Here is a 22,565-nt window from a genome sequence, read left to right as displayed (position 1 = left end):
GACGCCGATGGCGTACGGTGCGGCCCATGGCAAGTGTGCTCGTGGTCGAGGACGACCAGTTCGTGCGCTCCGCCCTCATCCGGCACCTGACCGAGGCGTCCCACACCGTGCGGAGCGTCGGAACGGCCCTGGAGGCGTTGCGCGAGGTCGCCCATTTCCGCTTCGACGTGGTCGTACTGGACCTCGGACTGCCCGACCTGGACGGGGCCGAAGCGCTCAAGATGCTGCGCTCGATCACCGACGTACCGGTGATCATCGCGACCGCGCGGGACGACGAGGCCGAGATCGTACGGCTGCTGAACGACGGCGCGGACGACTACCTGACGAAACCTTTCTCGGTCGAGCACCTGTCCGCCCGCATGGCCGCGGTGCTGCGCAGGTCGCGTTCCTCCGCGAGCGCCGAGCCCGCGCCCAGCGTGCTGCGGGTGGGCGCGCTCGCCATCGACCCGCTGCGCCGGCAGGCCGAGCTGGACGGCGTGCGCCTCGACCTGACCCGGCGGGAGTTCGACCTGCTGACCTTCCTCGCCGGGCGGCCCGGCGTCGTGGTGCCGCGCAAGGAACTCCTCGCCGAGGTCTGGCAGCAGAGCTACGGCGACGACCAGACCATCGACGTGCATCTGTCCTGGCTGCGCCGCAAACTGGGCGAGACCGCCGCCAACCCCCGCTATCTGCACACCCTTCGGGGGGTCGGCGTCAAACTGGAGCCTCCCGCGTGAGGTGGGCGCTGGTGAAGGTCTGCCTGGCCGTCACCGCCATGGTCGTGGTCGCCTTCGCGGTGCCGCTGGGCCTGGTGGTACGGGAGATGGCCGGCGACCGCGCCATCACCGGCGCCGAGCGGCAGGCCGCGTCCATCGGGCCGACCCTGTCCATCACCACCGACAGCGGGCCGCTGGAACGGGCGATGGCCATCACCGAGCCCGGCAGCAGGGGCTGGATGGCCATCCACGTCCCCGCGGTGCGGGAGGCGGGCCGGGTGGTGCGCCCCGAACAGGAGATCGGCACGGGCCGGTCCTCCGCCGAGGACGTCGCCGCCACCCGGCGCAGCGGACGCGCGTACACGGCCGCCGTCCCCGGCGGCTCGGTGCTCCTCCAGCCGACGGCGCTGGCCGGCGGCAGCATCGCCGTCGTGGAGGTCTTCGTCCCCGAGTCGGACGTCAGCAACGGCGTCGCCACGGCGTGGCTGGTACTGGCGGGCGTCGGTCTCGCACTGATCGTCGGATCGGTGGCGGTCGCGGACCGGCTGGGCGTACGGATGGTCCAGCCCGCCCAGCGGCTCGCGGGCGCGGCGCAGGACCTGGGCGAGGGGAAGCTCGGCGCGCGGGTGCCGGAGGAGGGGCCGGCCGAGCTGAAGTCGGCCGCCGTCGCCTTCAACTCCATGGCCGACCAGGTCGTACAACTGCTGGAGAACGAGCGGGAGCTGGCCGCCGACCTCTCGCACCGGCTCCGCACCCCGCTCACCGTGCTGCGGCTCAACGCGGCCTCGCTCGGGGACGGCCCGGCGGCCGACCAGACGCGGGCCGCCGTCGAACAGTTGGAGCGGGAGGTCGACACCATCATCCGCACCGCGCGCGAACACCGCCCGCGGACGCTCCCGGTGGGGGCGGGCGCCGGGTGCGACGTCTCGGAGGTCGTCCGGGAGCGGATGGAGTTCTGGTCGGCGCTCGCCGAGGACGAGGGCCGCGAGGTGCGGCTCGCCGGTGTGGACCGTCCGGTGCGGATTCCGGTCGCCCGGCCCGAACTGGTGGCGGCGCTGGACGCGCTCCTGGGCAACATCTTCCGGCACACGCCCGAGGGCACGCCCTTCTCCCTCGACGTCCACAACGGGGAGGACGCGGTGATCGTGCTGGTCTCGGACGCGGGCCCCGGCATCGCCGACCCCGAGGCGGCGCTCGCCCGCGGCAACAAGGGCGACCGGGCGGGCTCGACGGGCCTGGGCCTGGACATCGTCCGCCGGGTGGCGGAGTCGACCGGGGGCGACCTGCGGATAGGCCGCTCCGTGCTCGGCGGTACCGAGGTCCGCATCTGGCTCGCCCTGGGAACGGGGCGCGGACCCCGCTCCGCCCGGCGCGGGCACCGGGTGGTGCGCCGCGCCTCCCGGCTGCGGCGGCGGGGAGTCGCCGGGCCCCACTGACCCGGCACGGGGCCCGCGCGGGGGCGGCCGTGGCCTTCGTCCCGCGCGGGCGCGCCGTTCCCGCACCCCCCGTCGGCCTGCCCGCCGGGAAGCCGTCCCCGTCCCGCTCGCCCGGGCCCCGTACCGGACGCGTCACTCCCGGACCGGCGGCGGCAGCACCCCCGTCCGTGCCAGCTCCCCGTACCAGCGCGCGCTCGCCTTCGGCGTCCGCTTCTGGGTGGCGAAGTCCACGTACACCGCGCCGAAGCGCTTGCTGTAGCCGTACGACCACTCGAAGTTGTCCAGCAGCGACCACAGGAAGTAGCCGCGCACGTCCGCGCCGACCGCCAGCGCCCGCCGCACCGCCTCCAGATGGGCGTGCAGGTAGGCGATGCGCTCCGGGTCCTGGACCGTGCCGTCGGCCTCCGGCTTGTCGTCGTACGCCGCCCCGTTCTCGGTGATGTACAACGGCACCCCCGGTGCTTCCCGCCCGTACTGGACGAGGAGTTCGTACAGCCCGGACGGGTCGATGGACCAGCCCATCGCGGTGCGCTCGCCCGGCGGCTGGTGGAAGGCGACGGAGTCCGCGCCCGGCCAGGGGGAGTGGTCGCTCGCCCCGTGGCCGTCCGAGCGCGGCACGTCGCCGCCGGGGGCGTGCGAGACGAGCGCCGGGGTGTAGTAGTTGATGCCCAGCCAGTCCAGCCGCTGCCGGGCCAGCTTCGCGTCGTCGCGGCCGACGAAGGACCAGTCGGTGATGCCGGCCGTGTCCGCGAGGAGGTCGTCGGGGTAGGCCCCGTGCAGCAGCGGGCCCGTGAAGACCCGGTTGGCGAGGGCGTCGATGCGGCGGGCCGCGTCCACGTCCGCCGCCGACGACGGGTCCAGCGGGCGTACGACGCTGGGGTTGAGGCTGATCCCGATCCTCGCCCGCGCCGGGAGGCGGGAGCGCAGCGCCTGGGCGCCGAGGCCGTGCGCGAGGTTGAGGTGGTGGGCGGCCCGCAGGGCGGCGAGGGGCTCGGTGCGGCCGGGCGCGTGCACCCCGGACCCGTAGCCCAGGAAGGCGCTGCACCAGGGCTCGTTCAGGGTGGTCCACAGGTCGACCCGGTCGTCCAGGGCCCCGGCCACCAGGTCCGCGTACTCCGCGAACCGGTACGCGGTGTCCCGCTCCGGCCAGCCGCCCGCGTCCTCCAGTTCCTGCGGGAGGTCCCAGTGGTAGAGGGTGACGGCCGGGGTGATGCCGTGCTCCAGGAGGTCGTCGACCAGGGCGCGGTAGAAGTCCAGGCCGCGCTGGACGGCCGGGCCCCGGCCGGTCGGCTGCACGCGCGGCCAGGAGACCGAGAAGCGGTAGGCGTTCAGGCCCAGGTCCGCCATCATCGCGACGTCGTCGGCCCGCCGGTGGTAGTGGTCGCAGGCCACGTCACCGGTGTCGCCGTTCTCGGTGCGGCCGGGGGTGTGCGAGAAGCGGTCCCAGATGGAGGGCGTGCGGCCGCCCTCCGCCGCCGCCCCCTCGACCTGGTAGGCGGCGGTCGCGGACCCCCACAGGAAGCCGGACGGAAAGCTGCCAGAAGACCTGTCAGAAGACATGGTTCAACTCCGTTGGAAGGAAGGGGTGGTGGGGGCGCGGCGGGCGGCTCAGCCCTTGACCGCGCCCTGCATGATGCCGCCGACGATCTGCTTGCCGAACAGCACGAAGGCGATCAGCAGCGGCAGCGTGCCCAGCAGCGCGCCCGCCATGATCACCGACTGGTCCGGGATGAAGCCCCGGCCGAGCCCGGTCAGCGCCACCTGCACGGTCGGGCTGCCGTTCTGGGTGAGCGCGATGATCGGCCAGAAGAAGTCGTTCCAGGCCATCACGAAGGTCAGCATCCCGAGCACGGCCATCGCCGGTCTGGCCGCCGGGAAGACGATGTGCCACATCACCCGGATGCTGCTCGCCCCGTCCACCCGGGCCGCCTCGATCAGCTCGGTCGGCAGGGCCTCCGTCAGGTACTGCCGCATGAAGAACACCCCGAAGGCGCTCACCAGCGTCGGCAGGATCACGGACTGGAGCTGGTCGGTCCACTCCAGCTTCGCGATCATCATGTACAGCGGTACGACGCTGAGCTGCGGCGGCACCATCATCGTGCCGATCACCAGCAGCAGCAGCAGGTTCTTGAAGCGGAACCGCAGCTTGGCGAAGGCGAACCCGGCGAAGGTCGAGAAGAGCACCGTGCCCGCCGCCACCGAACCCGCCACCACCGTGGTGTTCAGCAGCGCCGTGCCCATGTTGGCGTCGGTCCAGGCGATGCCGAGGTTCTTGAACAGGTTCCCGCCGAACCAGAACGGCGGCGGGGTCTGCGCCAGCCGGGTGTTGTTGCGGGACGCGGCGATTGCCGTCCACACCAGGGGGAACAGCGAGCCGAGGGTGAAGACGACCAGGATCGCGTACGTCAGCTTCCCCGCGTACCGCTGCCGCCCGGCCTGGTGCACCCCGCGCGCCCCGCGGGCCCGCCCCGGTTTCCGGTCACCGGTCTTCCGCACCTCTTCGCGTACGGCCGTCGCGCTCATGACCGGCTCCCCTTCTCGCTCTTGGTCAGACGGCGCGAGATCAGCCAGTTGACCACCCCGATCAGCACCAGGATCAGGAACATCGTCCAGGCGATGGCCGAGGCCCGCCCCAGGTGCAGGTTCACCCACCCCTGCTCGTACAGGTACAGGCCCAGCGTCTGGAACTGGTGCTCCGAACCGCCGGTGGCCCCCGCGCTGCCGCTGAACAGCAGCGGCTCGCCGAAGAGCTGCGTGGCGCCGATGGTGGAGACGACCACCGTGAACAGGATCGTCGGCCGCAGCGACGGGATCGTCACATGCCGGAACTGCTGCCAGCGCGAGGCCCCGTCCAGCTCCGCCGACTCGTACAGGTCGGGCGAGATGGCCTGCATCGCGGCCAGGTAGATCAGCGCGTTGTACCCCGTCCAGCGCCAGATGACGATGGTCGAGACGGCCAACTGCGAGGTCCAGTCGCCGTTCTGCCAGTCGACCGGGTCGATGCCGACCATCCCGATCGCCCAGTTGATCATTCCGTAGTCGCGTCCGAAGAGGAGCACGAAGACCAGGGTGGCCGCCGCGACGGACGTGGCGTACGGAGTCAGCACCGCGACCCGGAAGAACGACGAGCCGCGCAGCTTGAAGTGCAGCAGATGGGCGATCCCCAGGGCGATCACCAACTGCGGGACGGTGGACAGGATGCCGATGGTGACGGTGTTGCCGAGCGCGTTCCAGAAGAACTCGTCGCTCATCAGCCTGCTGAAGTTGCGCAGGCCCACCCAGTTCATGTCGGTCGGCGCGGTCAGCTCCACCTGGTGGAGCGAGGCCCAGCCGGTGTAGAGGAGCGGGAAGAGGCCGAAGGCGACGAAGAAGACGAAGAACGGCGCCACATAGGCGTACGGACTGAACTTCATGTCCCACCGGTAGCGGCGGCTGCGCCACGCGCCGCGCGCACCGGCGGACTTCGCGGCGCCCCGCCGGGCGGCCCCGCCTTCCGCCCCCTCGGGGGAGGGGGAGGACGGGGCCTGGACGGACTTGATGCTCGGGCTGCTCATCACAGGTGTCCGCTCACTGGTCCAGTGCGTTGTCGATCGCCTTCACCGCCGCGTTCCAGCCGTCCTCGGACGAGCGGCCCTTCTGGTCGACCTGGAGCATGCCGATGTCCGCGAGGTTCTGCGCGATGACGAGGTCCTTGGGGCCGAGGATCTGCACCGGCACGCCCTTGGCGGCGGCCGAGAAGATCGTCCCGATGGGCGCGTCGTTGAAGTACGCGTGCTTGGCGCCGGACACCTCCGGCATCGTGTACGCCGCCTGGGCGCTCGGGAAGCTGCCGCGCTCGGCGAAGAACTTCGCCTGCTGCTCGGGCGCGGTCAGCCAGGCGGCGAGCTTCGCCGCCGCCGCCTTGTTCTTGCCCGCCTCGGGCACGGTCAGGAACGCCCCGCCCCAGTTGGAGGGCTTCGGCGCGGCCGCCACGTCCCACTTGCCCTTGCCCGCGTCGCCGGCCTTGTCCTGGATGTAGCCGAGCATCCACGGCGGGCAGGACACGGTGGCGAACTGGCCGTTGGCGAAGCCCTGGTCCCAGCCCTTCTGGAACTGCTGGTGCTTGGCCGTCAGGCCCGCCCCGGCGGCCTCCGCCGCGATGTCCCAGGCCTCCTTGACCACCGGGTTCGTCTTGTAGACGACCTTGCCGTCGGCGTCGTAGTACCGCTGCTCGGAGCCGCCCGTGACGGCCGCCATCAGCCCGGCCGCCGAGTCCAGGAACTTCGTCCCGTCCGGCGCCTTCGCCTGGTACCGCTTGCCGACCTCCAGGTACTTCTTCCAGTCCCCGGCCCACAGCTTGCCGACCGCCTCGCGGTCCGTCGGCAGACCGGCCTTCTCGAAGAGGTCCTTGCGGTAGCACAGGCCCATCGGGCCGACGTCGGTGCCCAGCCCCACCGTCTTGCCGTCCTTGCTGGTGCCCTGCGCCCACTTCCACGGCAGGAAGGCGTCCTTCCGCACCCCCGCGACCTTGCCCAGGTCCATCAGCTTCGCGGACTGGGTGGCCGTGATCTCGGCGATGTTGTTGATCTCGACGGCCTGGATGTCGGAGAGGCCGCTTCCGCTGGTCAGGTGATTGAGCAGCTGCGGGTAGTAGTTCTCGTTGCGCTCGATGGAGTTCTGCTCGATGACGACGTCCGGGTTCTCCTTCATGTACTGGTCGTACAGTCCGGCCTCCTTCAGGCCGAAGGCCCCGAAGACCCCGACCTTCAGTACGGTCTTGCCCTTCTGCCCGGCGGCCGAGCTGCCGGTGCCCCCGGCGGGGCCGGGGTCGTCCGACGCGCAGCCCGACAGCAGCGCGCCGCCCAGCAGCACGGCGGCGGACGTCCACGCGACGGCGGTCCTGGAGCGGTTCCTGCGTAGAGCGGTGATCCTGGTGATCTGCATTGCGTCCTCCTGAAGCCCGACGGGTCAGGTACGGTGGGAGCGCTCCCACGGGTGATGTGTTGAAGGTTCGCGGCTCCCCCCGGGGGTGTCAAGGCAACGGACAGAGAGACTTGGCGTCACAACCGTGCGGACACGTCCTACCATCGGGCGTCCGGTACGCGCGGACGGGCCGGGAGGGGTCGATCAATGGCGATACGGGAAACGGGCGGCCGGAACGCGGCACGCGGCACACGCGGCGGCCGCCGCCCCACACTGGAAGAGGTCGCCGCACGGGCGGGCGTCGGCCGGGGCACGGTGTCCCGCGTGGTCAACGGCTCGCCAAGGGTCAGCGAACGCACCAGGGCCGCCGTCGAGGCCGCCGTCGCGGAACTGGGCTACGTGCCCAACCGGGCGGCCCGCGCCCTGGCCGCCAACCGCACCGACGCCATCGCCCTGGTGGTCCCCGAGGTCGAGAACCGCTTCTTCGCCGAGCCGTACTTCTCCGACATCCTGCGCGGCGTCAACAGCGCCCTGGACGACACCGAGATGCAGCTCCTGCTCACCATCGTCGGCAACGACCGCGACCGCGCCCGCCTCGCCCACTACCTGGCCGGCCACCGGGTCGACGGCGTCCTGGTCGTCTCGCTGCGCGCCGACGACCCGCTGCCCGACCTGCTCGCCGAACTGGGCATCCCGGCCGTCATCAGCGGCCGCCGCTCCGCCGCCGAGCCCCTGCCGTGGGTGGACGCCGACAACGTCTCCGGCGCCCGCCAGGCCGTCGCCCACCTGGCCGCCCGGGGCCGCCGCCGGATAGCCACCATCACCGGCGGCCTGGACATCTACGGCGCCCAGTGCCGGCTGGCCGGCTACCGCGACGGCCTCGCGGAAGCGGGCCTGGTCGCCGACGAGGCGCTGATCGCCCCGGCCGACTTCACCGAGGAGGGCGGCCGCCGCGCCATGGAGACCCTGCTGGGCGTCACCCCCGCCCCCGACGCGGTCTTCGTCGCCTCCGACGTGATGGCCGTCGGCGCCCGCCAGGTCCTGCGCGAACACGGCCTGCGGGTCCCCGAGGACCTCGCCATGGTCGGCTTCGACGACACGTCGATCGCCCGCCAGATGGACCCGCCGCTCACCAGCGTGCGCCAGCCCATCGAGGAGATGGGCCGCCTGATGGCGGTCACCCTGCTCTCCGAGCTGGCCCGCGCCTCGCTCCCGGTGGGCGTCCCGCGCCCGCCGCAGCCGCAGTTGTTGCTCCCGACGGAACTGGTCGCCCGCACCTCGTCCTGAGCGGCCGGCCCGGAGAACGACCAAGGCCCCGATGCGAGGAAATCGCATCGGGGCCTTGACCCTTCAGGGTGAGTGACGGGACTTGAACCAGTTTTGTGACCCATTCTTGACCTGCGGCGATGCCCAATACTCGGACATTCGGGTGCAGTTCGATGTCGGTCAGTGCTGGTTCGTGCTGCTTGACGCGGCCATCTGTTCCCGTGGGAACAGTCCCGATAGCAAGATCATAAGCCACCGCAGGGGTGAGTGCAAAGCACCCCAACCGCCGAACGCAACAGTGCCCCCGACTGATCAGGTCGAGGGCACAGTGCACCTCACCGGACCGCCTGGGGAGCAGGTGCCGGGAGGTAGTCAGCGGAGTGGGGGATGAGGGTGCTCCTATCCGCTCCTGCGGCGAGCACCCGTACAACCACTCGGAAGGGTGAAGAACTGTTTGACCTATTTCCACATCGCGAGAAGTGCTGTAAACGCTACAGACTTTTGATCTTGCGCTCGATGGCATTGACGGGTGCCACCCACCGAAAGGCCCGACTGGGTACTCACCCGACGCCAGGCCATCGGCGACAACATCCGCGCCGCCCGCCGCGCCGCCGGCCTCACACAAGAGGAAGTTGGTCTCCGGACGGGTATCGAGCGCAACAACATCAACCGGATCGAGCGGGCCCATGTCAGCGCCCGCCTCGACTCCCTGCTCCTCATCGCCGAAGCGATCGGCGTCCCGCTCGCCGACCTCGTCCGGTAGGCCGGCGGTCCGCAGGAGGTCGGCGCTGCGAACCGCCGGGGTACAAGGGCTACTCCTCGGGCTCGTCCGGGGGAGCCGCAGGGGTGAGGTCGTCGGCGGTGATGGGGTCGCCGTTCCACAGCAGCGTCACCCCGTGCTCGTCGCAGTACGCGCCGGTCTCGTCTTCGTCGGGGAACTGGTGGCCATTCCCGGCACGGCTCGGGCACCGCGTCATGATGCCTCCGGGTTGCTCACCAGGATTCGGCGCCCACTGACCGCCGCGTACGTCGCCTCGCCGCGCTCATTGCAGTACTGGGTCTGCCAGTACCGTTCGTGGTCGCCCATATCGAGCAGCAGCGCCACGGAGAACGCTTCGGACACCTGACCTGGCCGGACAGGCCGCGACCAGAACAGTGCGCTGCTGGACGTGGTGCGACCGGGGTGCGGCAGGATCAGGTGCTCGTCGGGCGGGACGAACGCGCCGAGCCCGTCAGGGTCGCAGCGCTGGTACCACTTCGGACCCGTCGGCCGGATGAGCGCGAGGTACCAGCCGGCGGCCGGGGCGCAGACGACGGCCCCCTCCATGAACCGGTCGAGGTACCGGGCGACCGCGCGGGGGTCGGCAGTACGAGCAGCCGCGTGCACCAGGGCGGCGGGCATCCGGACGGCGTCGTACTCGACCCCCAGGCCCGGCCAGACGTGCTGGCCGGTCGGCCAGCCCCCGGCCTGCGCGCGGGCGGCGTCCCCGTGGCCCAGCAGCCAGGCGGCGGCGGAGTCGGCGGTAGAGGTAGGCGTGCTGAGAAGGGTGGTGGTGGTCATGCTGCCCGCACCCCCCACGGCCGGGTGGCGTCCCACGCTGCCATCAGCCGCTCGCCCTCCGAGCACTGCGTGCCCGCCATACACGTGGCGCACGCGCACCCGTGGCCCATCAGCGCGTCGTACTCCGGCGGGATCTCGGCGCGCTCCAGGATCATGCGGTGCTCGGCATCCATCACCCGCACCGCCCCTCTGCCAGGCGGGTAGCTCCGACCGCGACCAGCTCGTCCACGGCCACCCGCTCGCAGAGCCGGCCCGGGGTGTCTGGGGCGACGGCCCAGTGCAGTCCGGGCGGGCCGAGCTGGTCGACGCGCGGGACGGCGAGGTACTCGCCGATTCCCAGGCACCTGCGCACACGCGTAGGACGCGGGACGGGGCCGCCGGGTTCGACCAGGGCGTACAGCCAGGCGTCGCCGTCGTAGATCACGGGCCCGGCGAGCAGCCCGGGCAGCACGCGGCGGATCACGTCCTGGTTGTTGGTTTCGAGTGCCGCGTGCATGACGTCGGTGGGGAAGCTCACCGCGTCGAAGTGGACGCCGAGCGGCAGCATTGCCATCCTGCGCTCCGCCCACTCCTGGTGAGCGGTCGCCGGATCGGTGTGCGCGCGGGCCAGCCACTCAGCGACGGATGTTCGGCTGTCGGATCGGGTGTGCACGGGGGCCGCCTCTGCGCTCGTAGTTCGCCGGTGGTCTCCCATCGTGATGCCGACAAACGTCCCATTGAAGGCCGTAAAGAGGACGTCTATAGGACTTCAAAGGGCCTTACCTTCACCCGGGTTGGCATCTACCGTGGAGGTAGGAGCTACCTGGAGGTCTGCATGCCCCGCCCCAACGGCAACACCGCGCTGAAGGCCGCCCGCGTCGCCGCCGGGTACGCCACCCAGCAGGCGCTTGTCGACGCACTCAACGCGGCAGGCCCGCGACTTGGCCTCGGCCACCTGGAGATCAGCCTCCGACAGGTACGCCGCTGGGAATCCGAAAAGCCACCGTGGCCACAGGCCCACTACCAGCGCGTCCTACAACACGTGCTGGGCAGCACGAGCATGGCAGACCTCGGCTTCAGCCCCGCATGGGGAGCAGCCTCCTCGGAGGACATCCCTCGCGGTTCGCTGCCCGTCGTCGGCGGAATTGGCCCGGCCCCACTTCCTCTCCCCAGCGGAGCTGGAGGATTCCAGCCAGACAGCGTCGCTGCGGACTACGCCCTCATCACCGCCAGCCACCGGCGTCTCTACTGGACCGTGCAGCCCACCCAGATGCACCCCACCGCCGTCGAGCACACGAGGCTGGGCACGGCCCTGATGTCGGAGACCGCCGGCCGCGCGCGCATCACCCTCGCACGCGCCCTCGCCGAGTCCGGCCTGATGGCCGGACGCATCGAGTTCTTCGACCTCCAGAACCCGGACGCCGCGGGCGACACCTACGTCCGCGCGCTCCAGGCTGCCGCTGAGGCGGACGACACGCTTCTCGGGTCAGCGATCCTCGCCCACACCGCGTTCATCCCCGGGTGGGCTGGCGACCGTCCCACGGCGCAGGAGCGGATGAGAGCGGCGCGCTCCTACGCCCGTCGCGGATGCCCGTCGAACGAGTTCCTGGCCTGGCTCGATGCCGTCGAGGCGGAGTGCGAGACGAGGTGCGGGCACCCGCGCACGGCTCTGGCCTTGATCGACCACGCGGAGACGATCCTCGCCGCGGAGAGCGAGCACCGGTCGCCCGAGTGGATGGACTGGTTCAGCCCCGCCCGCTTGGCCGCGTTCAAGGGCAACACCCAGCTCAAGGCGGGGATGTTCGCGCAGGCGCGGCAGACGCTCGTCGAGGTGCTCCACGATCTCCCGCCGGACGCGGGCAAGCAGCGCGCCGTGATCCTCGGAGACCTCGCCGCAGCATCCGCGGGGGAGCGGGAAATCGAGGCCGCGTGCGACTGGGCGAAGCAGGCCCTGGGGCAGCTCTCCGTCACCTGGTACGCGACCGGGATGAACCGGGTTCGCGACGTACGGAACACCCTTCAGCCGTGGAGCGACCACCCGTGCGTCGTCGAACTGGACGACGCGATGCACGGGTGGCGGGCAACCGTCAGTGCGCTTCAGCGTTGAACTTGGCGACCAGATCGGGGAGTTCGGTGAGGCTGTCGACGCGGAACGTCGGCAGCCTCTTCGCCTCGTCGGTGTTCCACTGGATCGTGGCCCACGGGCCCCGGTGGACGAGCGCGGTCGGCATGCCTGCGGCGACGGCCGGGCGGAGGTCGTTGTCGACGCGGTCGCCCACGTAGAGGATCTCCTCCGGGGCGAACGGGACGACCTCGGCGACGCGTTCGAAGAAGAGCGGATCCGGCTTGGACGCGCCCCAGTCGTCCGAGGTGCCGATCAGGTCCACGTCCTCGGTGAACAGGTCCCGGAGGATGCCGCCGGCACGAACGGTCTGATTCCCGGCGATGCCGAGCCACAGGCCCGCTTCGCGCAGCGCTGCCAGCGCAGGGCGCACGTCCGGGTACAGGTCGGACTCGTCGAAGTGTTCCGGTTGCCCGGCATCCGCACGGGCCTGACGCTGCTCGTACAGGTCGAACCCGGGCTGAAACTCTTGGAAGGTCTCCCGGTAGTCCCGGCCCTGCGCGATGACCGCGCCGAACATCGCCGCGAACGTGTGCCGGGGAACGCCGAGCCAGTCGGCCCATGTGCCGTACTCCCGCGTCTCGTCGACCAGGCACTCACCGACGTCGAAGACCACTGCGCGAATCATGATCGGAAGGATAGGCCGGGGCCCGGACATGACGAAAGCCCCCTCCCGCCCGAAGGCGAGAGGGGGAACGTCAGACTCCAGTGCGGTTGTACTCGTCCACCCGGTCAGGCGGCGCCGGCGGCTCGATCCTGTGCTCCCGCATCTGCCCGGTGAGCTGAGCCACGTACCAGCTGAATGACCGCACGAGCGAGGTCAGGCTGTCGATTCGCCGATCGGCGTGATCTACCCGCCGCTCCAGGTTCTCCCGGATCTCCCGGAACGACGCCAGATCCGCCTGCCGCTGAGCAGGCTCCGCAGCCACCGCCGCGGTCATCCGCTGAGCCTCCGCCGTGGTGCGGGCCGCGGCCTTCGTCGCCCGCGCCGCGAACAGCCCGGCGCCGAGCAGCGCGACCGCCCCGAGCACGGAGCCGATGATGCCTGCCGCTATGCCCCATCCACCTGTCATCTACGGCGCTCCCTCCGCGCGAGGTGCGGCACGGAGTGCTCGGGCACCGTGGAGATCCACAGGATGAGTACGACGTGGCCGATCGCGTACCAGGCCGCGATGGCCAGGCCGCGCGGGTACTCCCCGATGAACGCGCCCCACGCGAAGGCGGCGCCCCATACGAACGGGGGGATCAGGGCTGCGACGAACCCCCACCCGTCGCGGCCGATGCGGAGCCACGCGCATCCGAACGTGATGGTCCCGCAGATGATCCATACCGAGGACCAGCAGCGGATGTCCGCCCACCTGGTCAGCAGTCCCAGCCCGACTGGGTGGGGGTCCGGCTGAAGCGCGTACCCGAGGCCGAAGCTGATTTTCGCCAGGCCGAGGATGATCAGTGCGGCGCCCCGGCGGCCCACCGTTGCGTGCATCCGCCGGACCGCCAGGCGCAGCACTCAGGCCGCCTTCACCACGCTCGACTGCTCGATGCGCAGGTGAGCAATCGGCGCAGTGACCTGCGGGCGGACGACGAACAGGGCGATCGCGCCCTCGATGGCGATTGCCCACAGAGTCTGCTGCTCGACAGACATGTCCCGGCCGAGCGCCAGGTAGAGCGCGACGCCGGCATGGCCGAGGTTCACGAGCGCCGCGAACGCGGCACCAGTGCGGAGGATGAACGCCTCTGCCACGGCGACGATGCAGGCGAGGGCCACCATGACCGCGGTCTGGAGTTCGACCGAGAGGTCGAGACCGTAGGCGGCGCCGAGCTTCAGGGTGATGGCGATGAACGCCAGGATGACGACGGGTTCGCGGCCGAAGATCTTCATCGGGGCGTCCTCACTTCAGCTTGATGGTCTGGCCCGGCGTGATGACGTCCGGGTCCTTGATCTTGTTGAGCGCGACGAGCGCCTGCACGGTCGTGCCGTACCGTCGCGCGATCGCGCCGAGAGTGTCGTTGGAGCGCACCGTGTACGTACTCGGCGCGGACGGGCGGCCCTTCAGCCGGTCGGCGACGTTCTCCCGGAAATCCGCCAAGTCCTCGAAGGGCTTGCCGCGCGGGTCGACCTTGTCGTCCGACCACTCCCGGTGCCCGATCACCGACCGGGCCGACCACCCGTGCGCCCGGCACACCGCAGCCGCGGCACGCTCCATCGCCTCGACCTGAACCGCTGGCCACGGGTCCCGGCCGTCGCCGAGGTTCTCGCACTCGAACCCGTAGAAGCGGGCGTTGCCGTCGACACCATCCGCGTTGCCCTTGGTCGGCGCGGGCGGCCGGCCGCCGTAGTCCTCCGCGATCACCCGAGCGAGCACGCGAGGATCCCCACCGCCGGCGTGGTTGGTGCGCCCGTACCCGACGACGTGAACGACGCCGTCCTTCGTGATGACGCCGTGGCACAGCGGGCCTTGCAGCCCGGTGTACCCGGTGCGGCACATCGCCACCGGGTCGGTCGGCCGCTTCGTGACGGTGTGGTGGATCATCACCCCGTTCACCGGCCCCCACGGGCGGCCGGACGCGGTGCGGGTGTGGTGCTCGGCGTCGCCGACCACGCGCACGGTGAGGCCCTCGGCGCGTAGTGCTGCGACGAAACGCGCGAAGGACAAGGGAGCGGCCATCAGACGCGCTCCGGCCAGTGCCAGGAGCCGCCCTCGTACGAGCCGTCGCCCTTGGGCTCACCATTGGTCACCTCGCGGTTGAAAAACATGCCCTCCGGGTTAAGCACCGCGAGATCCACGAGGAACGGCCCGTGCACAGCGGTGATCACGGCGGCCCGACACTGCGAGCTGTACTCGCCGCCGGGTGTGCCGTAGCTGACGTAATGGACGATCCGTCCTACAGACGGGTGATCGGACATGGTGCCTCCAGACATGACGAACGCCCCGGCCGGATCGGCTCGGGGCGGGAAGAGGTAAGGGTGGGTCAGGCGGCTTCGTAGGTGATCTGGAGACGGATCGACGCGCCAGCAGCCCACGAGTACGCGGGCGGGTTGGCGCCCGGGCCCGCCAGGGCCATGTCGCTCTGGCGGATGATGAACGCCCCGAGCAACGTCGAGCTGGGCTGGATGATGCACATCATCGCCCGCCACGCGCTGCCGTCACCGGGGCTGAACCGGCCCGTCCCCTGCCAGCCGCCCGGCGCGAGGGCGCCCGCGGAACTGGTCACCGGCAGCGACGCCGAGATCGACCCCGTGCCCAGGGTGCTGCCCGTCCCATACGCGAGGCACGCGATCACCTCGATGGTGTCGCCGATACGAGCCCACCGGCCCGTCGAGACGGACGCCCCCAGGGCCGTCAGCCCCGTCCACGCCGGCGCGTACGGGGTCCACACCCCGCTGATATCGGCCAGCCGCTGCGCGGTGATGCGCTGCCCGGCCAGCCACGGCGCGTACGCCACAGATGCCTCCTCAGAGTGCGGTGATCGAGGGCTGCGCGAGACGCACGTCCGTGCCCGCGGAATGGGCCTTGACGATGCCGTTCGCCGAGCGAGCCACGGTGAACCGCTGCGGCGAGACGACCTCGAACTGGTCGTACCGCAGCGACGGGTTGACGTTGGTGATGCCCGCGAACGCGGACCCGGTCAGCCCGACAGCGCCGGCCGGAATGGTGTTCGCCACGATGGTCTCCGTCAGATGCCACACCAGCGGCTCCGCCGTACCCACCGGCCAGACCCGCATCTGGATCTGGTGGCCGGCCAGCACCACACGCACTTCGAACTCGTCGCCCGCGGTGTACGTGTACGGCAGGCTCTGCGTGCCGCCGACCTGGGTGGTGTCCCGGGAGACGGACGCGGACATCGCCCCCGCGAGGCCGAAATGAACGCGGGCCCGGTAGTACGTCGTGCCGTTGACGTACCGCAGGAGCACCGCAGGGATCATCGACGCCCCCGTAGCGACCGCGGAGACGGACATCCGTACGCGGACCTCGCAGTCCCCGAGGTCGCCGTCGGTGACCTGGAACCGCACCGTTCCCGGGTTCGCGGGCAGAGCGATCACCCCGCGCGCGCCGTCCACGGACCGGTCCGCCGCCACCCCGCCGGTCTCCGTCCAGGCCCGCCCGGAGAGCGACGTCCCCCACGTGCCGGTCGCTGTCCGGCCGAACACGTCCCAGTTCCACGGCTCGATCCCCGCCGCGTCCACCACCTCCCCGCCGACAAGGACGTCCACCGGCAGTTCGACCGGCATGCCGCCCGGGAGCGCCGGCCGGAGGGTGAGGTGATCCGCCCACAGAATGTCCGTTGACGGTGGGAAGTTCGGCACGGTCGCTGCGAGGTTGCCGGACACGGCGCCTACGGGCGCGGTCGCTGTGAGCTCGAACCACGTCCAGGTGAACGCTGTGACGGCGACATCATTCGAGGACGTCGACAGGTAAACCGACCCGGCGGAGAACCAGTTCAGGTTCAAGGCCACCGTCCGGGATCGTGCACACCGAAGCCACCCGGAGATGACGTACGACTGGCCCGACGTGACAGGGATCTGCACGGACGCGATGTTCGGGTACTGCGCCACGCCGTTCGGTACGAGCTGCCCCGACCACTCGCCCGTCGTTGGCGACGGCAGCGGTGTCCGTACCCGCGTCAGGGTGCCGCCGTCACCGCTCCACCCCGCCAGGTCCTCCTCGAAACCCGCGTTGGCGGACACGGGCGGCGACGCCTGCACCCATTGGGGGCCGACCGTGACGGCCACCGGCAGGCTCGTCGCTGAAGCCGTCACCGGCGCCGCGAGCACGCTTCCGTCGGTGTCCGCCCGGCCCACGGTCGGGTTGTCGACCTCGCCCACCGTCCACGGCGCGCCCGGCGAGCAAGTGAGCACGACGTCCCAGGTGCGGACGCCGATCTCCTCCCGGTAGCCCTCCACGATCAGGTCCAAGGTGCCGCCGCCCACCCACATGGGCGCGTGGATGATCCGCACCAGGTCCCCGACGTCCAAGGCGAGGACGGCCGGGATCAGGTGCGGAACGGCGTGCAGTTGGACGTGCACCGTCGGGACCCGGACCCCCTCCACGGTGCCCAGGTAGAGCCGCCACGCCGCCTGCTGGGCGGCCTGCTCGTCCTCGTACAGCGACAGGGTCACCGACTCGTCGTACAGCCCCACACCGTCGGGCGGCGGCTGCACGGACAGCGGCCCCGACTCCAGCACCACCCGGGCAGCGCTTCCGCCCTCGCGGGTGACGGTGATGTCGTTGCGCAGGCGGGAGTCGTCCTCCACCGGCTCCAGCGGCGGGGCGACCTCCCGCTCCGTGTAGTCCAGGACCAGGGCGGGCGTCTGCCCGTAGAGGCTGGCCCGGTCCCGGTAGCGCAGTCCGAGCCGGTCGCGTTCCTCGTACAGGACACCGCCGTCCGACTCGGCGCACTCTTCCAGCAGCTCCAGGATGGTCGCAGGGCGCTGCGGGCCCAGTCGCTCAGACGAGATGGTCGTGTCCCCGTCGTAGACGCGCAGCGGCAAGGCCTCCTCCCAGGCAAGTCGCTCCAACCGGTTCAGAGCGGTCTCGCCCTGGTAACCGTCGTCGGCCCCGTCGTAGATGGTCACCCCAGGCCGTGGTGGGAGCGGGGTGGCGGTTCCGGTGACACCGGTCCACACGCCGAGGTGCCCGAAAACGAGGCCGTCGGCCCACGCGCCCCAGGCTGCGCTGACCCCGACGGCGCGGCCCTGCGCCCCGGTGTAGGTGGCGCGGACGTAGGCCCAGGCCCCGGTGACGACGTCGCGCCAGGCGGCGACCAGGTTCATGGTGGCGCCATCCATGGCGGTGTAGAACTGGACTCGGTTCCACCCGGCGGTGAAATACGCCAGCGCGGCGGGGTCGGCGTAGTTGGCGAACTGCAAGATTTGGTCGTCGGCGTCGCGGATCTCCACCCGGATGCCGCCGGTCCCGACCTTGAGGACGGCCCACGCCATCCCGGCGCCGGTGACCTGTACGCGGAGCATCTCCTGCTGGGCGGCGGGCAGGGCGGTGAGCCGGTAGGCCATCTCCACGTGCCAGCCGGTGCCCGAGCCGGGCACCCGGCCGGAGAACGCTGCGGCCGCCCCCGCTTTCGGGAGGGCGGCGGAGCCGAGGAGCGAGTCCTCCGCCCCGAACTCCACCCCGCTGATCCGAAGCGGCAGTACGCCGGCGATCGGCGAGTACGCCTGGGTGGCGTTCCGTGCCTCCTCCAGCGGCCAGTACGCCGTCGGGTTACCGGACGGGACGCGGCGCCGGAGGGTGCTGTCGAGCGGCTTCTTGCCCTGTCCGTACCGGCGCAGGATCCCGGACGCGGTGACCGGCACCCACGCCGACTTGCCGGACGTGGTCCAGCGCGGCGGCCATGCCGACACCTCGCCCAGAACGCGGACGCTGCGGTTGGTGATCTCGGCCGGCGCCGTGACGCTCCACGCGCGGCCGGCGGCGTCCGTGAACGCCGTGGCACCGGGGGTCAGCGGGCGCAGGTCAGGGTTGGCGACCACGGTGCCGTCGATCCCGGAGCGGAGCTCCATGCGGTGCATCTGCCCGTCGAACCCGATCATCTGGAGAGGGGCCGTGCCCGCGTGGATGGAGGTCACGCCTGCTGCGGAGAAGGTGCTGATCAGGGTCCAGGGCCCGTCCAGGCTGTGGGCCCAGTAGAAGCGCGCCGTGAGCCCGCCCGCCCCGTTGTCGACGTCTAGGGTGACCCGTACGGCCGCGCGGCGGGGCAGGGACGGCATGCCCGTGTTCACGAAATAGTTCGTGATGCCGTTCGTGGACCACTGGAACTGTAGGAAGCGGCCGTTCGCGAGCAGCAGGTAGCTGCGCTGATTGCCGATGCTGTCCCACTTGTACGCGATGTACCGCACCCCCGACTGGTCCCAGTCGAAGGTCACTTCCGCCCGGATGTCGAGGTCCCCGGTGATGTCGAGGGCGGCGGCATCAGGTGTGGTGGCCGCTGCGACGAGCGACCCGTCGAGCTGGAGGTACGACTCGGGCCCGGGGACGCTCACCCGGAGCGGGGTGTTGCGGCCGATGAGCCCGTAGTACGGCGACAACGGGTTCCTCGGGCTGTACTTCCCGTCGAGGTTGTTCAGCGTCATCGTGCACTTCGCCGGGTCCGTACGGGCGCCCTGGTCCGGGCGCCCGCGGTCGTGCGTGATGACGTCCCGGAGCAGCACATCGGACGTGATGTCCGTCCAGGTGTCGCCCACCTGCATTTCGATGCGGGTGCCGAGCGGGTCGGTCGGGAACGCCACGGTTACCCCCTCCTGCCGAATGCGGTCTGGACGTCGCCCCGGCCGTCGTTGGCGACGATCGTTCGGATGATCTTCTTGACCGCTTCGGGCCCGGCCACCTCGATACGGACGGTGACGGATTGCGATCCGGACGCCGATCCGGACGATCCGGATCGGGTTCCACCTGCGGTGATGCCGATCTGAGCGGACCCGGGGGACACCAGTCCGGCCATGGTCCGGTCCACTGCGGACTGTCCGGACTCGATGCCGGACACCACGCCGGCGGGAATCCACCGGCCGACTTCGCGCGCCATGACCTTGGACGGGGAGGCGATGCCGAGCGCCTTCGCGATCGGGCCGGGGATCAGGTTGCGGGCCCAGCCCATCAGGGTGTCCTTCAGCCAGCCGCCCATCGACTTGATGCCGTTCCACAGGCCGCGGACGATGTCCATGCCCTTGTTGTAGAGGAGCGAGCCTAGGTTCCCGAGGGCCTTCACGATGCGGCCGGGGATGCCGTGCGCCCAGATGATGAACTGGGCGGCCTTCGTGATGGCCGCGATCTTGAACCGCTCGAACGCGGTGCTCGCCGCCCGCCACAGCGTGGCTCCCAGGCCGGAGATCGCGCCCCAGATCCGGCCGGGCAACCCCGCCACCCAGACGACCATCTCGACGAACTTTCGGACGAGCCAGTCCTTCGCGTCACCCACCCAGCCGCCGATCTTGCCAGGGAGCTGGCCCAGCCATTCGATCGCCGCGAGCACCCCATCGACTGCCCACTTCGTAGCTGCGGTGATCGCACCCCAGACGGTAGACCAAAGGGTTTGAAACCAATTCGTTTTGGTGGCAATCAGTACAATCACCGCGATCACGGCGGCGATGGCAATCACGATCCACGTGATCGGGCTGGCCAAGAAGGCGCTGTTCAGGAGCCACTGAGCCGCTGCCCAGATCTTCGTGGCACCGGCGACGACCGCCCCGTACAACGCCCAGAGCTTCATGCCGATGACGATCGCCGCGATGGCCTGCGCCAGGCCGTTCACGACCCCCGGAGGCAACGCGTTGACGATCTCCGCCAGTTTGAGGGCGAGCATCGTCGTGATACCGATCAGCGGCGCCAGCGCCACGATCACCGACAGCGCCGCACGCGCGAGCGTCCCGAGAGTGGCCCCGCCCTGCCGGGCCAGCTCCATGAACTGCCCGAATCCGGTACTGCCCTTGAGGCTCGTGCCCCAGGCGGCGAACGCCCCGGTCATCGAGACGAGGCCGCCCGTGACTCCCGCCGACGCCGGGGCGAACGCGGCGAGGAGCCCCCCGAACCCGACGGCCAGGTTCTTGATGACCGTGAGAAAGGAATAGAGGGCCTTGCCAGCGCCGGCAGCCATGGTCTCGGCCCACGCCTGGATCCCGCCGCCGTCCACCCCGGCCTGGATGTCGCCGATGAACTGCTTGAACGCGCCCGCCGCCGCCTGGACGAACGGAGTCAGCGACGGGAGCAGCGACCGCAGGAGCGTCAACCCGTCGGTGAGGACCGGCATTGTCGTGTCCGACAGGCCGTCCGACCAGTCCTTGTACGCGCCCTTCAGCCCCGCGAACGCCTTCGCCGTAGCCTGCGTCGCCGGCGGCAGCCCCGCCATCTGCGCCTCGGCCGCCGCGTCGGCCTCCTTCGCGGCCTTCGACGCGGCGGCGACTTCGGTCAGCGCCTGCTTGTACGCCTTCCCGCCCTTGGCCGCCAGCTTGGAGGCCATCTCCTTCTTGAGGAGGACCTTCTCGTGCGCGTCGTCGGCTGCCTCCGCCGCCTCCGTCGCTGAGGCGACGTCTTCCATCTGCGGTTTCACCGCCGCGGTGAAAGCCTTCACCGCGATACCCGCGCCCACCGCACCGGCGGCGAGACCACCGAGCGCCGTCGTCATCGCGGCGGCGGCGGGGACGCCCGCTCCGAGCGCCAACCCCGCCTTCCCCGCCACGAGGAGACCAGCGCCGGCGGCGCGCGCACCTTCGGCGATGTTGTCGCCGTACGCCCGCCGGGCCAGGCGGCCCGCCTGGAAGAACGCAGCGCTGATGTCGCTCAGCCGGCTGCTGGTCGTGCGCTGGAGGTCGGCCATCTGCGCGCGGGCAGCGCCGACGCCCGCACTCCACCCGCCGTCCTCGGCACGGATGACGGCGACGAGCTCCCCCAAGTTGAGGGCCATGGTGCACCCCCTCGGGTCTCGCTAGCGCGCTGTGGAGTTGTCAGGTGGTGCGAAGTGCCGGCTGAGCCGGGTGTCCGAGCTCAGCAGGCCGAGGATGCGCAGCCGCAGCCACCGCCAGGAGCGGGCGCGGAGGATGCCGCTGTCGACGTCGATTCCGTACGTCTCGTGGAGGTCCGTCTCGATGAGCCCCCACTGCTCCAGCAGCGCCGACCACGTCAGGTCCGAGCGGCCCTGCGGGCGCGACTGGTAGCCCGCGGGGTACTCGTACCACTCTGCGAGCCCCGTGACGGGGTCGATTTCGCCGCACGGGATGAGCTGCGGCGCTCCGCCCTGTTCGGGGCCTGCTGAGGGTCCCCGTCCGCCTCCCAGAACGCCTCGGCGGCGGGCAGCCCCTGGGAGATCCAGATCACTGCGGTGAGGGCGACATGGCGCAGGCGGGGCCACGCGAGGTGCTGCACGGCCTCTTCGTATGCGGTCCCGAGGGCTACTCGGTAGAGGTCCATCTCCGCAGCGTCATCGAGAACTTCGGCGTCCGGCTCGGCTCCGGAGGCCGCCATCCGTAGTCCGGTTTCCATGAGCTTCTCAACGCGGAGGCCATCCTCGGCGGAGCACGGGGGGATGTGGAAGGTACGGATCTGCCCGTCCACACAGCGCACGGGCAGGTCGAGGGAGTCGCCGAGGAACTCGTCCAGGACCTTGAAGTTGCCCGCCATCAGGGGGTCACCGGGTTCGTGATCGGGGTGAGCGGGCCCGTGCCGACGAGCGTCACCTGCACCTGGTCGAGGTCGGTCGACTCACCGCCCTGCGGCTCCCACTTCGGCAGGGCCCGGCCCCGGTACGCCTCCGGCAGGCCGTTCCTGTCGAAGAAGCGGACGTCGACCTCCGAGGCGTCGCCGTACGCGAAGGCGGCCAGCCGGACGGCCTCGTGTACCGGGCTGTACGAGGTGCTGTCCTTCGAGACCTTGCGGTTGAACGTTGCTTCGACCTCCCACTCCTGGCCGGTCTTCGTGTTCTCCTTCCACCCATCGGTGTCGTAGGTGGTGCTCTCCTCGTGGTTGGGGTCGGCCGTCCAGGAGAACTCGGTGATCGCAGGCCACAACTGCCAGTCTGGTGCCTCGTAGGTGGCCATGTTGAGTTCAATGCGCCAGCGGCGCGCGAGCGCAGTGACAGGGGTAGGCGTCGACATGACGACC

24 protein-coding genes are annotated in these 22,565 nt (G+C 70.8%); 5 read left to right on the top strand and 19 right to left on the bottom strand.

Annotated elements, in window-relative coordinates; translation table 11 throughout:
• The first annotated feature begins 26 nt into the window (after positions 1 to 26).
• Positions 27 to 716, top strand: coding sequence for a response regulator transcription factor (locus tag ACZ56L_RS15750; RefSeq protein WP_345222727.1), 690 nt, complete (start codon positions 27 to 29; stop codon positions 714 to 716).
• Positions 713 to 2,131 carry a HAMP domain-containing sensor histidine kinase gene (locus tag ACZ56L_RS15745; RefSeq protein WP_345222729.1) on the top strand — a complete coding sequence of 473 codons (1,419 nt, stop codon included), beginning with the start codon at positions 713 to 715 and terminating at the stop codon, positions 2,129 to 2,131. The genes ACZ56L_RS15750 and ACZ56L_RS15745 overlap by 4 nt, the downstream gene beginning before the upstream one ends.
• A 132-nt stretch (positions 2,132 to 2,263) precedes the next feature.
• On the opposite strand, the gene ACZ56L_RS15740 is transcribed toward ACZ56L_RS15745, so the two are convergent.
• The 4 genes from ACZ56L_RS15740 to ACZ56L_RS15725 are packed head-to-tail and all read right to left on the bottom strand — an operon-like array spanning position 2,264 to position 7,054.
• Positions 2,264 to 3,691 (bottom strand): GH1 family beta-glucosidase, encoded by a 1,428-nt coding sequence (locus tag ACZ56L_RS15740; RefSeq protein WP_471064504.1) that lies wholly within the window; start codon positions 3,689 to 3,691, stop codon positions 2,264 to 2,266.
• 48 nt (positions 3,692 to 3,739) lie between these two features.
• Positions 3,740 to 4,654: a carbohydrate ABC transporter permease gene (locus ACZ56L_RS15735; RefSeq protein ID WP_345222734.1), complete on the bottom strand. Its 915-nt coding sequence runs from the start codon at positions 4,652 to 4,654 to the stop codon at positions 3,740 to 3,742.
• Positions 4,651 to 5,685: a carbohydrate ABC transporter permease gene (locus ACZ56L_RS15730; RefSeq protein WP_401761223.1), complete on the bottom strand. Its 1,035-nt coding sequence runs from the start codon at positions 5,683 to 5,685 to the stop codon at positions 4,651 to 4,653. Before ACZ56L_RS15730 ends, ACZ56L_RS15735 begins: the two co-directional genes overlap by 4 nt.
• Before the next feature lie 13 nt (positions 5,686 to 5,698).
• The gene (locus tag ACZ56L_RS15725) at positions 5,699 to 7,054 is read right to left on the bottom strand and encodes an ABC transporter substrate-binding protein (protein ID WP_345222739.1); all 1,356 of its coding nucleotides are present in this window, start codon (positions 7,052 to 7,054) and stop codon (positions 5,699 to 5,701) included.
• A 186-nt stretch (positions 7,055 to 7,240) separates the two neighbouring features.
• Between ACZ56L_RS15725 and ACZ56L_RS15720 the strand changes: the two genes are divergently transcribed.
• Positions 7,241 to 8,320 (top strand): LacI family DNA-binding transcriptional regulator, encoded by a 1,080-nt coding sequence (locus ACZ56L_RS15720; protein ID WP_345222742.1) that lies wholly within the window; start codon positions 7,241 to 7,243, stop codon positions 8,318 to 8,320.
• A 508-nt stretch (positions 8,321 to 8,828) separates the two neighbouring features.
• The gene (locus tag ACZ56L_RS15715) at positions 8,829 to 9,062 is read left to right on the top strand and encodes a helix-turn-helix domain-containing protein (protein WP_471064500.1); all 234 of its coding nucleotides are present in this window, start codon (positions 8,829 to 8,831) and stop codon (positions 9,060 to 9,062) included.
• A gap of 49 nt (positions 9,063 to 9,111) precedes the next feature.
• Here ACZ56L_RS15715 and ACZ56L_RS15710 read toward each other — a convergent pair whose 3' ends face one another.
• Genes ACZ56L_RS15710 through ACZ56L_RS15695 form a run of 4 tightly spaced genes read right to left on the bottom strand, consistent with a single transcriptional unit; the run spans position 9,112 to position 10,413 of the window.
• A complete protein-coding gene (locus ACZ56L_RS15710) occupies positions 9,112 to 9,276 on the bottom strand; it encodes a hypothetical protein (RefSeq protein WP_471064498.1) in 165 nt (54 codons plus the stop codon).
• On the bottom strand, positions 9,273 to 9,860 hold the full coding sequence (locus tag ACZ56L_RS15705) for a hypothetical protein (RefSeq protein ID WP_471064496.1): 588 nt from the start codon (positions 9,858 to 9,860) through the stop codon (positions 9,273 to 9,275). Before ACZ56L_RS15705 ends, ACZ56L_RS15710 begins: the two co-directional genes overlap by 4 nt.
• Positions 9,857 to 10,033 carry a hypothetical protein gene (locus ACZ56L_RS15700; RefSeq protein ID WP_471064494.1) on the bottom strand — a complete coding sequence of 59 codons (177 nt, stop codon included), beginning with the start codon at positions 10,031 to 10,033 and terminating at the stop codon, positions 9,857 to 9,859. Before ACZ56L_RS15700 ends, ACZ56L_RS15705 begins: the two co-directional genes overlap by 4 nt.
• Positions 10,033 to 10,413 (bottom strand): hypothetical protein, encoded by a 381-nt coding sequence (locus ACZ56L_RS15695; protein WP_471064492.1) that lies wholly within the window; start codon positions 10,411 to 10,413, stop codon positions 10,033 to 10,035. Before ACZ56L_RS15695 ends, ACZ56L_RS15700 begins: the two co-directional genes overlap by 1 nt.
• 261 nt (positions 10,414 to 10,674) lie before the next feature.
• On the opposite strand from ACZ56L_RS15695, the gene ACZ56L_RS15690 reads away from it, so the two are divergent.
• A complete protein-coding gene (locus ACZ56L_RS15690; protein ID WP_471064490.1) occupies positions 10,675 to 11,946 on the top strand; it encodes a transcriptional regulator in 1,272 nt (423 codons plus the stop codon).
• Here ACZ56L_RS15690 and ACZ56L_RS15685 read toward each other — a convergent pair.
• The 11 genes from ACZ56L_RS15685 to ACZ56L_RS15635 all read right to left on the bottom strand — a co-directional run bounded on the left by ACZ56L_RS15685 (position 11,927) and on the right by ACZ56L_RS15635 (position 22,558).
• The gene (locus ACZ56L_RS15685) at positions 11,927 to 12,589 is read right to left on the bottom strand and encodes an HAD family hydrolase (RefSeq protein ID WP_471064488.1); all 663 of its coding nucleotides are present in this window, start codon (positions 12,587 to 12,589) and stop codon (positions 11,927 to 11,929) included. The two genes, ACZ56L_RS15690 and ACZ56L_RS15685, sit on opposite strands and share 20 nt — an antisense overlap.
• Before the next feature lie 70 nt (positions 12,590 to 12,659).
• The gene (locus tag ACZ56L_RS15680; RefSeq protein ID WP_471064486.1) at positions 12,660 to 13,034 is read right to left on the bottom strand and encodes a hypothetical protein; all 375 of its coding nucleotides are present in this window, start codon (positions 13,032 to 13,034) and stop codon (positions 12,660 to 12,662) included.
• Positions 13,031 to 13,444, bottom strand: a complete 414-nt coding sequence (locus tag ACZ56L_RS15675; RefSeq protein WP_471064484.1) for a hypothetical protein — start codon at positions 13,442 to 13,444, stop codon at positions 13,031 to 13,033. The genes ACZ56L_RS15680 and ACZ56L_RS15675 overlap by 4 nt, the downstream gene beginning before the upstream one ends.
• A 24-nt stretch (positions 13,445 to 13,468) precedes the next feature.
• Positions 13,469 to 13,840: a hypothetical protein gene (locus ACZ56L_RS15670; protein ID WP_471064482.1), complete on the bottom strand. Its 372-nt coding sequence runs from the start codon at positions 13,838 to 13,840 to the stop codon at positions 13,469 to 13,471.
• A 10-nt stretch (positions 13,841 to 13,850) separates the two neighbouring features.
• The gene (locus ACZ56L_RS15665) at positions 13,851 to 14,627 is read right to left on the bottom strand and encodes an N-acetylmuramoyl-L-alanine amidase (RefSeq protein WP_471064480.1); all 777 of its coding nucleotides are present in this window, start codon (positions 14,625 to 14,627) and stop codon (positions 13,851 to 13,853) included.
• Entirely contained in the window at positions 14,627 to 14,866 is a 240-nt protein-coding gene (locus ACZ56L_RS15660; protein WP_471064478.1) for a hypothetical protein, read from the bottom strand. Before ACZ56L_RS15660 ends, ACZ56L_RS15665 begins: the two co-directional genes overlap by 1 nt.
• A 65-nt stretch (positions 14,867 to 14,931) precedes the next feature.
• Entirely contained in the window at positions 14,932 to 15,405 is a 474-nt protein-coding gene (locus ACZ56L_RS15655; RefSeq protein ID WP_471064476.1) for a hypothetical protein, read from the bottom strand.
• Positions 15,406 to 15,415: 10 nt separating this feature from the next.
• On the bottom strand, positions 15,416 to 19,204 hold the full coding sequence (locus ACZ56L_RS15650; protein WP_471064474.1) for a hypothetical protein: 3,789 nt from the start codon (positions 19,202 to 19,204) through the stop codon (positions 15,416 to 15,418).
• A gap of 2 nt (positions 19,205 to 19,206) precedes the next feature.
• On the bottom strand, positions 19,207 to 21,372 hold the full coding sequence (locus ACZ56L_RS15645; protein ID WP_471064472.1) for a phage tail protein: 2,166 nt from the start codon (positions 21,370 to 21,372) through the stop codon (positions 19,207 to 19,209).
• Positions 21,373 to 21,587: 215 nt separating this feature from the next.
• Complete coding sequence (locus tag ACZ56L_RS15640; protein WP_471064470.1) at positions 21,588 to 22,085, bottom strand: DUF7426 family protein; 498 nt, start codon at positions 22,083 to 22,085, stop codon at positions 21,588 to 21,590.
• Positions 22,085 to 22,558, bottom strand: a complete 474-nt coding sequence (locus tag ACZ56L_RS15635; protein ID WP_471064468.1) for a phage tail tube protein — start codon at positions 22,556 to 22,558, stop codon at positions 22,085 to 22,087. The genes ACZ56L_RS15640 and ACZ56L_RS15635 overlap by 1 nt, the downstream gene beginning before the upstream one ends.
• Positions 22,559 to 22,565: the final 7 nt, after the last annotated feature.

The organism is Streptomyces sp. NPDC039736, assembly GCF_055596485.1.
Note: the sequence above shows the minus strand (reverse complement) of the source record. Positions and strands in the feature narration are given on the sequence as shown.

What these genes read in the sequence shown, in the direction of transcription:
- ACZ56L_RS15750 (WP_345222727.1), top strand. Translation starts at nt 27, where the DNA reads ATGGCAAGTGTGCTCGTGGTCGAGGACGACCAGTTCGTGCGCTCCGCC.
- ACZ56L_RS15740 (WP_471064504.1), bottom strand. Translation starts at nt 3,691, where the DNA reads ATGTCTTCTGACAGGTCTTCTGGCAGCTTTCCGTCCGGCTTCCTGTGG.
- ACZ56L_RS15735 (WP_345222734.1), bottom strand. Translation starts at nt 4,654, where the DNA reads ATGAGCGCGACGGCCGTACGCGAAGAGGTGCGGAAGACCGGTGACCGG.
- ACZ56L_RS15730 (WP_401761223.1), bottom strand. Translation starts at nt 5,685, where the DNA reads ATGAGCAGCCCGAGCATCAAGTCCGTCCAGGCCCCGTCCTCCCCCTCC.
- ACZ56L_RS15725 (WP_345222739.1), bottom strand. Translation starts at nt 7,054, where the DNA reads ATGCAGATCACCAGGATCACCGCTCTACGCAGGAACCGCTCCAGGACC.
- ACZ56L_RS15720 (WP_345222742.1), top strand. Translation starts at nt 7,241, where the DNA reads ATGGCGATACGGGAAACGGGCGGCCGGAACGCGGCACGCGGCACACGC.
- ACZ56L_RS15710 (WP_471064498.1), bottom strand. Translation starts at nt 9,276, where the DNA reads ATGACGCGGTGCCCGAGCCGTGCCGGGAATGGCCACCAGTTCCCCGAC.
- ACZ56L_RS15705 (WP_471064496.1), bottom strand. Translation starts at nt 9,860, where the DNA reads ATGACCACCACCACCCTTCTCAGCACGCCTACCTCTACCGCCGACTCC.
- ACZ56L_RS15700 (WP_471064494.1), bottom strand. Translation starts at nt 10,033, where the DNA reads ATGGATGCCGAGCACCGCATGATCCTGGAGCGCGCCGAGATCCCGCCG.
- ACZ56L_RS15695 (WP_471064492.1), bottom strand. Translation starts at nt 10,413, where the DNA reads ATGGCAATGCTGCCGCTCGGCGTCCACTTCGACGCGGTGAGCTTCCCC.
- ACZ56L_RS15690 (WP_471064490.1), top strand. Translation starts at nt 10,675, where the DNA reads ATGCCCCGCCCCAACGGCAACACCGCGCTGAAGGCCGCCCGCGTCGCC.
- ACZ56L_RS15685 (WP_471064488.1), bottom strand. Translation starts at nt 12,589, where the DNA reads ATGATTCGCGCAGTGGTCTTCGACGTCGGTGAGTGCCTGGTCGACGAG.
- ACZ56L_RS15680 (WP_471064486.1), bottom strand. Translation starts at nt 13,034, where the DNA reads ATGACAGGTGGATGGGGCATAGCGGCAGGCATCATCGGCTCCGTGCTC.
- ACZ56L_RS15675 (WP_471064484.1), bottom strand. Translation starts at nt 13,444, where the DNA reads ATGCACGCAACGGTGGGCCGCCGGGGCGCCGCACTGATCATCCTCGGC.
- ACZ56L_RS15670 (WP_471064482.1), bottom strand. Translation starts at nt 13,840, where the DNA reads ATGAAGATCTTCGGCCGCGAACCCGTCGTCATCCTGGCGTTCATCGCC.
- ACZ56L_RS15665 (WP_471064480.1), bottom strand. Translation starts at nt 14,627, where the DNA reads ATGGCCGCTCCCTTGTCCTTCGCGCGTTTCGTCGCAGCACTACGCGCC.
- ACZ56L_RS15660 (WP_471064478.1), bottom strand. Translation starts at nt 14,866, where the DNA reads ATGTCCGATCACCCGTCTGTAGGACGGATCGTCCATTACGTCAGCTAC.
- ACZ56L_RS15645 (WP_471064472.1), bottom strand. Translation starts at nt 21,372, where the DNA reads ATGGCCCTCAACTTGGGGGAGCTCGTCGCCGTCATCCGTGCCGAGGAC.
- ACZ56L_RS15640 (WP_471064470.1), bottom strand. Translation starts at nt 22,085, where the DNA reads ATGGCGGGCAACTTCAAGGTCCTGGACGAGTTCCTCGGCGACTCCCTC.
- ACZ56L_RS15635 (WP_471064468.1), bottom strand. Translation starts at nt 22,558, where the DNA reads ATGTCGACGCCTACCCCTGTCACTGCGCTCGCGCGCCGCTGGCGCATT.